Origin of the sequence: Aureibaculum flavum (assembly GCF_016406085.1) — a bacterium.
In the GTDB taxonomy this organism is placed as follows: domain Bacteria; phylum Bacteroidota; class Bacteroidia; order Flavobacteriales; family Flavobacteriaceae; genus Aureibaculum; species Aureibaculum flavum.
In genome coordinates, this window is sequence record NZ_JAEHFJ010000001.1 from 406,088 (window position 1) to 418,295 (window position 12,208).

Annotated in this window: 12 protein-coding genes; 4 read left to right on the forward strand and 8 right to left on the reverse strand. The window is 32.1% G+C overall.

Going from position 1 to position 12,208, the window contains the following annotated elements; translation table 11 throughout:
• Window positions 1-35: 35 nt before the first annotated feature.
• Window positions 36-2,402 (reverse strand): heavy metal translocating P-type ATPase, encoded by a 2,367-nt coding sequence (locus JBL43_RS01715; protein ID WP_198839756.1) that lies wholly within the window; start codon window positions 2,400-2,402, stop codon window positions 36-38.
• A 178-nt stretch (window positions 2,403-2,580) separates the two neighbouring features.
• Here JBL43_RS01715 and JBL43_RS01720 point away from each other — a divergent pair, with 178 nt between their 5' ends.
• Window positions 2,581-3,192, forward strand: coding sequence for a Crp/Fnr family transcriptional regulator (locus JBL43_RS01720; RefSeq protein ID WP_317193431.1), 612 nt, complete (start codon window positions 2,581-2,583; stop codon window positions 3,190-3,192).
• A gap of 78 nt (window positions 3,193-3,270) precedes the next feature.
• On the opposite strand, the gene JBL43_RS01725 is transcribed toward JBL43_RS01720, so the two are convergent.
• A complete protein-coding gene (locus tag JBL43_RS01725; protein WP_198839758.1) occupies window positions 3,271-3,951 on the reverse strand; it encodes a TrmH family RNA methyltransferase in 681 nt (226 codons plus the stop codon).
• A gap of 138 nt (window positions 3,952-4,089) precedes the next feature.
• On the opposite strand from JBL43_RS01725, the gene JBL43_RS01730 reads away from it, so the two are divergent.
• Together JBL43_RS01730 and JBL43_RS01735 are read left to right on the forward strand one after the other, a co-directional pair.
• Window positions 4,090-4,770: an SIR2 family NAD-dependent protein deacylase gene (locus tag JBL43_RS01730; RefSeq protein ID WP_198839759.1), complete on the forward strand. Its 681-nt coding sequence runs from the start codon at window positions 4,090-4,092 to the stop codon at window positions 4,768-4,770.
• Window positions 4,771-5,340 carry an adenylosuccinate lyase gene (locus tag JBL43_RS01735; protein ID WP_198839760.1) on the forward strand — a complete coding sequence of 190 codons (570 nt, stop codon included), beginning with the start codon at window positions 4,771-4,773 and terminating at the stop codon, window positions 5,338-5,340.
• 321 nt (window positions 5,341-5,661) lie between these two features.
• Here JBL43_RS01735 and JBL43_RS01740 read toward each other — a convergent pair whose 3' ends face one another.
• From JBL43_RS01740 to rpsF, 6 genes are all read right to left on the reverse strand, one after another.
• Window positions 5,662-6,126, reverse strand: coding sequence for a heme-binding domain-containing protein (locus tag JBL43_RS01740; RefSeq protein ID WP_198839761.1), 465 nt, complete (start codon window positions 6,124-6,126; stop codon window positions 5,662-5,664).
• 17 nt (window positions 6,127-6,143) lie between these two features.
• Window positions 6,144-6,614 (reverse strand): DUF6495 family protein, encoded by a 471-nt coding sequence (locus tag JBL43_RS01745; protein WP_198839762.1) that lies wholly within the window; start codon window positions 6,612-6,614, stop codon window positions 6,144-6,146.
• Between the two features lie 76 nt (window positions 6,615-6,690).
• Entirely contained in the window at window positions 6,691-9,840 is a 3,150-nt protein-coding gene (locus JBL43_RS01750; RefSeq protein WP_438839430.1) for a TonB-dependent receptor, read from the reverse strand.
• 114 nt (window positions 9,841-9,954) lie between these two features.
• The gene (gene rplI / locus JBL43_RS01755) at window positions 9,955-10,407 is read right to left on the reverse strand and encodes a 50S ribosomal protein L9 (RefSeq protein ID WP_138950297.1); all 453 of its coding nucleotides are present in this window, start codon (window positions 10,405-10,407) and stop codon (window positions 9,955-9,957) included.
• A 19-nt stretch (window positions 10,408-10,426) separates the two neighbouring features.
• Window positions 10,427-10,726, reverse strand: coding sequence for a 30S ribosomal protein S18 (rpsR, locus tag JBL43_RS01760; RefSeq protein ID WP_117883210.1), 300 nt, complete (start codon window positions 10,724-10,726; stop codon window positions 10,427-10,429).
• A 3-nt stretch (window positions 10,727-10,729) separates the two neighbouring features.
• On the reverse strand, window positions 10,730-11,071 hold the full coding sequence (gene rpsF / locus JBL43_RS01765; protein WP_117883212.1) for a 30S ribosomal protein S6: 342 nt from the start codon (window positions 11,069-11,071) through the stop codon (window positions 10,730-10,732).
• 191 nt (window positions 11,072-11,262) lie between these two features.
• Between rpsF and JBL43_RS01770 the strand changes: the two genes are divergently transcribed.
• Entirely contained in the window at window positions 11,263-12,156 is an 894-nt protein-coding gene (locus JBL43_RS01770; protein WP_233098660.1) for a sterol desaturase family protein, read from the forward strand.
• Window positions 12,157-12,208 lie beyond the last annotated feature (52 nt).

Consider the following 12,208-nt stretch of genomic DNA (forward strand, 5'->3'; position numbering starts at 1 on the left):
TTATCATGTTTTGTATTAATTGTAAATTTAAAAAATTATTTTTTATGTGCAATTAAATTTGTGCCTAATGTAACAAATATTACAATAGTAATAGAACTTAATGGCATTAAAATAGCCGCAACAATTGGCGATAAGTTACCTGTAACTGCAAAAAGCATCCCTATAAAATTATAGAGAATTGAAACTATAAAGCTCATTTTTATGATATTAAGAGTTTGTTTTGACAATTTCAGAAATTTAGGTAAAAATTCAAAATGAGTAGCGTCAACAATGCCATCAGAAGCCGGTGAAAATACATTAATATTTTCAGACACCACTAAACCGACGTTACTTTGTACCAATGCACCTGCATCATTTAAGCCATCACCAATCATTAATACATTTTTACCTTGATCTTGTAAATCTTTAATATATTTTAATTTGTCGGCAGGTTTCTTATTAAAAATTAAGGTTGCATTGTCAGGAAGCATCAGTTGTAACTGCTCTTTTTCACCATCATTATCACCCGATAAAATTCCAAGTTCAAAATCATCTTTTAATTGATTAAAAAGTACATCCAATCCCTTTCTATAAGAATTTTCAAAAATAAAATTCCCTTTTACTTTTCCACCAATACTGATATAAGATCGTGTTTGTAAGCTGTTTTCTGGTGCTATATCTACAAACTGAGCGGAACCAATTTTAATGGTCAAATCATTAACTTTTCCTTCTATTCCCTTTCCTATAACTTGTTTAAAATCAGAAACCTCTTCTATCCCCTCTTCTTGTATGTCTTCATATAACATTCTACTTAGCGGATGGTTAGATGACCTTAAGACACTTTTAATAGCAACATTTTCATGAGTTGAAAGTGGTTCACCTTGATAGGAAATTTTTGCTTTACTATTGGTGATTGTTCCCGTTTTATCAAATATAACAGTATCTATTTTAGATAAATTTTCAATGACATCTACATTCTTTAGGTACAATTTTTGCCTACCAAATATGCGTAACATATTACCTAATGCAAAGGGTGCTGATAAAGCCAACGCACATGGACAAGCTACAATAAGCACTGCTGTAACTACATTTGCAACCATTTTCACATCAACAAAATACCAATATAATCCCGCTAAGAAAGCAATTACCAACACAATTATAGTAAACCGTTTACTAATAGAGTCCGTTAACGTTTTTATACCGCTTGTTTTAGTCGTATTAAACACATCATTACTCCATAACTGCGTTAGATAACTTTGAGATACGGTTTGTAAAATTTCCATTTCTATGGCTCCAGAAAGTTGTTTCCCCCCAGCAAAGAGCTTATCACCCGAATTTTTGTTTACGGGTAAGGACTCGCCTGTTACAAAACTATAATCTATCTCTGCATTACCAGCAATTAAAATACCATCCGCAGGTATTAGCTCCTTGTCTCTTATCAATAACCTATCCCCTTTTTTAACATCATAAATAGCTACGTTAATTTCCTTTTTATCTTTATCTATTTTTGTGACTGCCACTGGAAAATACGATTTATAATCGCGTTCAAATGAAAGAAAACTATAAGTTTGTTGCTGAAATATTTTACCCAATAATAAAAAGAAAACAAATCCCGCTAAGCTGTCAAAATAGCCTTGACCAATATTGAAGAATATTTCATAGGCACTTCTTAAAAACAATACCACTATACCTAATACAATAGGTACATCAATATTTAAAATTTTATGTTTTAACCCTTTGTAGGCGGAAACAAAATACTCGCTCGCAGAATAAAACACTACGGGAATCACCATAACAAAAATCAACAACCTAAATAGTGGTTTATAACGATCTAACCAATATTCATCAGATTGAAAATATTCAGGAAAAGACAATAACATGATATTACCAAAAGCAAAACCTGCAACACCTAATTTATAGATTAATGTTCTATCTATTTTACGTTTACTAACTGTAGCGTCTTCAAGACTAATAAGCGGTTCGTACCCTATTGAGCTTAATAACTCTACTACTTTTTTTAAGGTAATTGTAGTGCTGTTAAAAGTTACTCTAACTTCCTTTTTCGGAAAATTAACCTGTGAAGAATTTATGGATGGATTGAGCTTATTTAAGTTCTCTAAAATCCAAATACAGGAGCTACAATGAATATGTGGAATATAAAAAGTGATGACACTCGATGCATCATCTTTAAAATCGTAAAGTTTTTCTACAATTTTATCATCATCTAAATAATTGTATTTACCATTTATTTCCTCTGGTATTTTACCAGGATTGTTTTCTAAATCGTAATAACAGGTTAAATCATTTTCATTAAAAATCTGATAAACTGTTTTACAACCGTTACAGCAAAAACACTTTGAATCGTAAACCACTGGTTTAGAGCCACAATCATTTCCACAGTGAAAACATTTTTCTTTTATCATTACTTAACTAATCAACTCACAAAGATCATATGCAAACTTAATCAAGTCTATGATAAATGTCATATAATTTCGATATATTTGTCTAATAATTCATTCCTTTCTTATGAGTAAATGTCAACAATGTATTATTCGTGAATTTAACACACTGAGGTCTTTGACTGCAGACGAGTTAAAAACGATGTCTAAAGAAAAAGATGTGTTAAACTTTAAAAAGGGTGACGTTATTTTTAAAGAGGGTAATGCTATAAATGGTGTTTATTGCGTAAAACATGGCATTTGTAAATTATCTAAACTAAATGCTAATGGAAAAGAGCAAATAGTTAGATTTATGAAAGGTGGTGACATGTTGGGGTATCGTTCCATTTTAAGTGATGAGCCTGTAACACTTACAGTTACTGCTTTAAAAGACATGGAGGCTTGCTATATACCTAAAAAAGAAATTTTAGATGCTATTAAGGAAAATCCTAAATTTTCGCTTGATATGATGAAAACGGTTTGTGGCGACTTACGTGATGCAAACGCATCATTATCTAATATGGCTCAAAAAAGTGTTAAAGAAAGATTAGCAGACACCATGATTTTCTTAAAAGAAACTTTTGGAGAAGATAAAGATGGTTATTTAGACATTGTTCTAACCAGAGAAGAAATAGCTAGTGTTGTAGGGACTGCAACCGAATCAGCAATACGGTTGTTATCTGAATTTAAAAAGAAAGGTTTTATTGAATTAACAGGTAAAAGATTAAAAGTTATAGATGAAGTTGGGTTATTAAAATTATCACAAGGCTTCTAGATCATAATAATCTTCAATAATATCTGTACACTTTTTTAATAAAATAGTTTTTTAAATTGATACTATTTCGAACTGCGATTACATACGAGTACTTTCCTCCTCTTTCCATCGTTCGATAACCTCCTCAACATGATTTATCGTTTTTTTCGTCCAATCTAATCGTTTTTCATTTTTTTCAACCTCTGACAATTGCCAATTTAGTTGAGATACTCTTAAGCGTTGGGTTACTGATTGTAATATTATAGCCGCTGCAACAGATATATTTAAACTCTCTGTAAATCCATTCATTGGAATTTTTAAATATCCATCGGCTTCATCTAACATATAATCTGAAACACCCCCTTTTTCTACTCCAAAAACAAAGGCAGATTTTTTAGAAATATCAAAATCTTGTAATAAACAAGAATCATTATGTGGCGTTGTCGCAATTATTTGATAACCATTTTTCCGGAGTGTTTTTAAACAATTTTCCGTGTTATTTGCATGTTGATTATATTCATGAAAATCGATCCATTTCTGAGCTCCTTTTGCAACTTGATTGGATACATAGCTGTTGTACTTATTTTCTATAATATGTAAATCTTGAATCCCAAAGACATCACACGTACGCACTACTGCACTTGTATTATGTTTTTGATAAATATCTTCTAAAACCACGGTAAAATGCCGCGTTCTTTCTGCTAATACTTTCTCAAAAAGCTCCTTTCTATGCTCCGTAATTAAGCCTTGTAAATAGTGTAACAATTCTTTATCAAACATTATTTTTGTTCCTTATAAATAAGCCTTAAATTTAAGGCTATATTTAACATTAGTTACGTAAAAATTTAGAAATAAAAACCTGAGGTATGCATAAAAAAAAGTACTAACCTCAGTATTATATTATCAATTATTTTAAGCATGAAAAAACTAGTTGTATTAACAGGAGCCGGAATGAGTGCCGAGAGTGGTATCAATACATTCAGAGATGCCGATGGATTATGGGAAGGACATGATGTAATGCAAGTAGCCTCTCCAGAAGGTTTTAGAGAAAACCCAGCATTGGTACTCAATTTTTACAATGAACGTCGCCGTCAATTACTAAGTGTAAAACCAAATACCGCTCATATAGCGTTAGCCGATCTCGAAAAAAAATATGACGTTACTATAATCACTCAAAATGTAGATGATTTACATGAACGTGCAGGCAGTACTGATATCATACATTTACATGGAGAGTTGTTAAAAGCAAGAAGTATAGATAATGACACTAAATTTTATAATTGTAACGAAGATATTCATTTAGGCGATTTATCCCCTAATGGAAAACAACTAAGACCTCATATTGTTTGGTTTGGAGAAGCAGTTCCTTTGCTTGAAAAAGCAGCGGAAATTGCGGCAACGGCTGCTATTTTAGTAATTATTGGTACGTCAATGCAAGTATATCCAGCGGCAAGTTTAATTAATTACGTAAAACCAGGAATTCCAATTTATTTTATTGATCCAAAGCCTTCCATACATAAATCTGATTTTAATAATTTAGAGATTATTGCAGAAAAAGCCACCGCAGGTGTCTCACAGCTTATTGAAAGCTATTTATAAATGAAGGAAGCTACTTTTATATCACTATTAGCTGATGATTCCGAGCGTTTAAAATTTCGAAGCGAGCTTGTAGAAGCTACTTTAAAAAACCCACAATGGGTAGAAATTTTATTAACCAATATGGAAGCTTTCGATGATGTAAATTCTAATTTTTCAGCTCGTATTTTAGAATTGGCTTGCAAAGATAAGTTGGGACTTATATTTCCGTATTTAGATACCTATTGTGATTTATTACCAAGAGTAAGACAAGGACCAGTCATTAGAGCTTGTGCTAAAATTTGTGAATTACTTACGCTTCGTTATTTTAAAAACCATCTATTACCACTAAAAGAAAGGCATTTTGAAAAAATTATAGAGGCGGGATTTGATTGGATGATTTCCGATCAGAAAACAGCGGTAAAAGCCTATACAATGCAAACGCTGTACTTACTTGGTTTAAAATACGATTGGATTCACCCCGAATTGGTTTTAAATATAGAAAAAGACATTCCCACAGGTACCACGGGTTATGTAAACCGAGGTCGGAAAATTATAAAAGCTATTGAAACTAAAACGAAGTTCAAGATTTGAATTAAGTGAGTTGATTTTAAGTTCTGCTAAGATTCTAGTTAAAACACCAATGCTACGTCCGTTCGAGTGCTTTTTTCTGAAGTGCAGCGAAAGAAAAATGTGTATCGAGAACTTTTGAATCCAGATACAATATCACATACCTAGAAAAAATTAAAAAAACGAATTTTATATTCTCTAGTTAAAAATACCAATTAAACGTCCGTTCGAGTGCTTTTATCTGAAGTGCAGTGAAAGAAAAAAGTGTATCGAGAACTTTTAAACCGAACTATAATCTCTATTACAAAAACCGATTAGCTTTTAACCTAAAAGGCTAAAGTTAAATTATTCAACTTTAGTATAATTAATTTTCAACTTAACCTCTTTGAAATAAGCAATAAGTTCTTTTTGTTGTTCCTCACTAAGTTTAGCCTCTGGATGCATAGGTAGATAGCTCTCTAAGGGCATTTCTTTTTCCTCAATCATCTCTATGTTTTCTTCCAGCTTATGATCTTTCTTTTTATCAGAATACGTATCCCAAATTGAAAAATTAAAATGCTTTTTACCATCATTTACATGATTGGCAACCCACCACGATACTGGAGCTACCTCAGCATACCAAGGATAAGCTGTATTGTTTGAATGACAGTCATAACAAGAGGCCTTAATAGTAGCTGCTAAATTGGCGTCGGTGCCATTCACAACCAAAAAGTCGGTGTCAGGCGTTTCAATAGAAATGTTTTTTTCCGGTCGGTAAAATTGAATGGCTACAATAACTAATAACAATCCAATAACTATTTTTTTAACCATGATATATGAATTTTCATCTAAGATATTAATTTAAACAATCCCTCGTATAATTTTCCGTCAGCAATTACACTTCCCTTTTGAATTAAATCAAAAATTTCACTATTTCTATCACTTTCATACTTTTTTACCCCTTTATAAAAAGTAATAGATCCGTCTTTAGTATTGTCAATAAACCATTGGTAATCTTTGTCATTGAAAAAACTAAAATCTGTTTTATTAATTTGAACTACAATTCTAGAAATAACTTTTTCTTCAACTTTAAATAGGTTAATACTTTTTTCTGAAAAGTGTTCTAAATACTTCGTTCTATTCAACACATCATCCCAAACCACATCACTAAAGAGGTTTAATTCCTGTTCCGCTACTTCTGGCTTGTCCTTTTTTATTGCATTCCACTCGTTAATATCAACTTGCTGACTTGCCAAAAATTGAGCAAACTCCACGTGTAATGCTTCAAATTGTTCTTTTGTTAACTGTCTGTATTTCATAATTTAATTTCGTTTTACAAAAGTAAAAAACCACTCAAAATTAGGAGTGGTTTTTTACATTCTTTTTTAATTATTATTAGAAAATATATCTTAACCCTAATTGTACTTGCCATCTAGATAATAAACTCGCATCATAACCAAATGTTTCTGTTAATGTATCATCAAATGTAAACACAGGGTCATTATTAGTATCAAATGCTACTGATAATGGTGTTAAATCATTAGGTTGTTGAATTACACCCCAATCAGAATTAATTAAGTTACCTATGTTTAATACATCTACAGAAAACTGTATTGCATTGTCTTTAGACACTTTTAATTCTTGAATGAACTTCACATCCCATTTACCTCTCCAAGGTGCTAAAGCTCCGTATCTATCCATATAATCTCCACGGTTATCATTCAAGTAATCATCTTGTTCAATATAAGCTTCTAATGCTGCTGCTTGTCCAGGTCCTGAAAAATTCATTTGTTGAACTTCTGAACTTGTAGGAATATATAATAAATCATTGTTTTGACCTGAAGGATCTCCATTAATATTACCTGCATACGTATAGTTAAATCTTCCTCCTTGAGCATACTCAAAGAATGTAGAAAAAGTTGTTGGAGCTTTTTCTCCAAAGAAAGTAAACCTTTTAGAAGCTACACCAATAAACCTGTGCGTATCACCATATTTAGAATAAGATAAAACATCATCATTAGCATTACCTAAATTAGGGTTAAAATCAAATGCATCTCCAGTAATTTCTGCTTCAATTGAATTTACATCTTTAGCATTCAAGTAATTGTACGCAAAACTCGTATATAACCCATTATTAAATGTTTTTTGAGCTTTAATCGTGGCATTTATAATTCTACCTTTATCAGAGTTTGTAAAAACATATGCATTATTTCCTTTATCACTTGCTGTATATACCGGTCTATTATCTCCTGGAGCATTCAAAGTTCCTGAAGGGTTTCTTATTCCCCAATTTTGAACATGGGCTGCATTTAAATCTTTAGTATACGATAAATCACCCGTTAATACCAATCCATTTTCAAATCTATGATCTGCACCAATATTCGTACGCCAAACTTGAGGCCATTGATAATCAGGATCAATTAACTGGAAAAAACCATCATCTGCACCACTTACCTGGTTACCTAACCATACAAAAGGAAAACGACCTGTAAATAAACCTGTACCACCTCTTACTTGAGTTACTCCTTCGTTCTTAACATCCCAATTAAAACCAACTCTTGGAGAAATTAACCAATCACTATTTGGCAATTGTGTTGAACTCAAATTAACGTCTTTATTGGTATTAGGGTTATAATAGGTAACTGAATTATCTCTACTCGCACCATTGTCTGTATCAATATATTTTTGAATTAAGCTTGAAGTATCAAAATATAAAGGCTTGTCAAAACGAACACCATAGGTCAGTTTAAACGCTTCATTTATGTTCCAATCATCTTGAACATAAAATGACAATTGACCAACATTTAATTCCGCCAATTTCCAACCACCATCATTACCATCTCCATTGGCATTAAAACTATCATACGCATTTTGTGTAGCACCTAAATATTGTTCTACTACGCCACCCGGCTGAGCACTATCTAAAAATGTTTGCATGTCTGGGTATGGATTAAATATTCCATAATATGGAAAAATACCAAAGTTAAATGACTCATAATTTACTAAATTAAATGAGTTTTGAAAGGCAAATTTCTCATAAGAGAATCCCACTGTAAACGTATGATTCCCTTGAACTATATTCAAGTTGTTTGTCAACTGAAATACTTTTTGATCTAATTTATTGTTGATAGAAAAAGGCTCATGACCTGCAATTATATAATTAGAACTAGATCCATCTTGAATGGTAATAATTGGTGCTGGTGCAGACATAGGGTTTCTAAAATCGTCAAAATGTGTATACCCAACTTGAACCTTATTGGTTACATTATCTGCCAACGTTGAATTCAATTCTAATTGTATTGATTGTATTTTATTATTGATTTCGTACCCTGAGTTTTCAAACTGCAACGTATTAAAATTTGGCCCTCTTGAACCAATTGCTGTAGGATGAGCTGGTTTTTCTTTAGATGCATTTAAGAAATTATAGATTACTGCAAATCTATTATTGTCATTAATATTCCAATCTAATTTAAAAATACCTTTTGTTGATTCTGATCCATAAGTAAACCCTTGATACCTACCCGTGTCATAACCTAAATTACCTAAAGCATTTTGAACAGCTATTAAATCTGATTCTAATACTCTAGACTCATTTACAGCTCCAGAGTTGGTGTTTGGCACCCAACCATTAGAACCTAAATCAGTTCGGTCATCTTTTTCAAAATTGGCAAAGAAAAATAACTTATTCTTTACAATGGGTCCTCCAATACTTAAACCGTATTGAACCTGTTTTAAATCTGAATTTGCTACATCTTCACCATTAATTTTTGATCCTGTTAAATTTTCATCTCTATAAAATGAATATACAGTACCATGAAACTCATTTGTTCCACTTTTGGTTACTGCATTTACAGAAGCTCCAGTAAAACCTGATAATGTAACATCATAAGGTGCTAATGATACAGAAATCTGATCAATAGCATCTAAAGAGATGGGCTGAGCATCTGTTTGACCTCCAGGAGTTGGAGCATCTAAACCGAAGGGATTATTAAAAATAGCTCCATCTAATGAAAAGTTATTGAATTGATCATTTCTCCCTCCAAAAGAATTACCTGATGAAGAAGGTTCTAATCTCGTAAAATCTGCGGCTGATCTAGAAATTGTTGGCAAAGTGGTTAATTCTCTTTTACCTACACTCGTTTCTGCACCCGTTCTACTCGCTCCAAAGACATTACCTCTACTTGACCCCTTAAGAACTACTTCGTTTAATTGTTGAGCATCAGGTGCCATTTTAACGTCTAGAGAAAATGTTTTTCCTAACGTTAAATATACGTCTGTAATTTCTTGAGTTTTAAAGCCAACATAGCTTATGGTTATGGTATACGGTCCTCCAATTCTTAAATTGAGAAGGTTATACCTTCCATCAAGGTTTGAAATTCCTCCTTTTTTTGTACCTGTTGGAGTATGTACCGCCACGATACTGGCTCCAGGTAAAGGTTCACTTTGGTCATCTACTACTACCCCTCTTATATCAGAGGTTGTAACTTGTGCAAATGATAAGGATACAACACTACATAATAGTATTGTAAAAAAGTAATTTTTCATCATAATTTAAATTTATTTGAGTTAAGTTAATCAAAAATATAGAAAAAATTTATCATAAAAAAAAAGCCTGTTCGAAAGAACAGACTTTTAATATCAACATGTGTTGATAACATTTTATTTACCTTCAGCAATTACATCAAACGGGAAATCAATGATTACCGCTCTATGCAAACGAATTTTGGCATTATAGGTACCTAATCTTTTTACTAAACCACCTAAAACAGTGATGAATTTTCTGTCGATTTCTACACCAGCTTTATTAATTGCATCAGCAACATCAGCATTACTTACAGAACCGAAAAGCTTATCGCCAGTACCTACTTTTGCAGGTATCTTAATTTCTAATTCTTGTAACTTTTTAGCTGTAGCTTCTGCTTCTTTAATAACACTAGCTTCTTTATAAGCTCTTTGCTTTAATGTTTCAGCCAATACTTTCTTTGCAGAAGGTGTAGCTAACATAGCATATCCTTGTGGGATTAAAAAATTGCGACCATAACCATTCTTCACAGAAACCACATCGTCTGTAAATCCTAAATTAGCTACGTCTTGTTTTAATATAAGTTCCATACTAGTTCTTAAATTTAGATTATTTTAACATATCAGCTACATAAGGCAATAGTGCCAAATGACGTGCTCTTTTTATTGCTTGAGATACTTTTCGTTGAAATTTTAACGAAGTACCAGTTAAACGACGAGGTAAAATTTTACCTTGCTCATTTACTAAATACAATAAAAAATCTGCATCTTTATAATCTATATATTTAATACCGTTTTTCTTAAATCTACAGTATTTTACCTTCTGTTTTGTATCAATATCTAACGGAGTTAGATATCTGATCTCGGCTTTATTTCCGCCTTTTGCTTGTTGTTCTATTGTTGATGACATAACTTAGTTTTTAGCAGCTTTATTACGTTCTTTTCTTTTTACAGCCCATTCAGCAGCATGTTTATCTAACTTTACAGTTAAATAACGCATAATGCTATCATCTCTTCTAAACTCTAATTCAAAAGGATTAATAACTTCACCGGCAACTTTAAACTCAAATAAATGATAAAAGCCAGTTTTTTTCTTTTGGATTGGATAAGCTAATTTTTTTAAGCCCCAATCTTCTTTGTGGATCATTTCGGCACCTTTAGAAACCAAGTAGTCGTTAAACTTCTTTACTGTTTCCTTTACCTGAACATCAGATAAAACGGGATTCAAAATGAAAACAGTTTCGTAATGATTCATAATTAATTGTTTTTGTTTATTTTTAAGCGTGCAAATATACGGGTTTTGATTTAAAGTTAGAGGTTTAACAGTAAAAGATTTAAAATTAGATTCATATTACAACGAACCTCATCATATAATAGTGGCAATCTTACAAAACTGTAATAACAACATAAAACATTTATACTTACATTTGAACACGCTCAATTACTATGGAAATACCTGAAATTCCAAATTTAATCCACTATGCCATTCCTTTTTTTGCAATTACATTGCTTATAGAGGTTATCGTTGATGCACGTGAAAAATCAAATAGTTACGAAACCAAAGATGCCATTACTTCCATTGCGATGGGATTGGGCAATGTTTTTCTAGGGCTATTTAGCAAAATACTGGTTTTTGCAGCCTTTATTTTTATTTATAATAATTTTCGATTGTTTACGATACCTTTTACATGGTGGGCTTGGGTATTAATTTTATTTGCTGAAGATTTTTCTTATTATTGGATGCATAGAATAAGTCATACCAATCGATTTTTTTGGGCAAGTCATATCATACACCATTCATCGCAACGCTATAACTTAAGTACTGCCTTAAGACAATCTTGGACAGGTGGTTTTATGACCTTTGTCTTTTGGTTATGGTTGCCGTTGTTAGGATTTCATCCGGTTATGATTTTGGCTCAAATGTCTATCAGTCTCATTTATCAGTATTGGATTCATACAGAACGGATCAAAAAAATGCCCCACTGGTTTGAAGCCATTTTTAATACACCCTCGCACCACAGAGTACACCATGCCACAAATCCCCAATATTTAGATCGAAACCATGCGGGTATCTTTATTATTTGGGATCGACTTTTTAAAACGCACGAACCCGAAGCTGAAAAACCAATTTACGGATTGGTAAAAAACATTAGTACGTTTAATCCGCTGTATGTAGCTTTTCATGAGTGGATTAATTTATTTAAAGATGTAGTTCACTCAAAAACCTCCTTAAAAAACCGATTCAATTATTTAATTAAACCTCCAGGATGGCGGCATGATGGAAAAGGAATTGTTTCTAATGATTTACGAAAGGAATGGGAAAAAAACAAGCAAAAGTAAGTGGTATCTAAAACAGAATCCTAGTTTAGATTTTTATCTTTTTATGAGTACT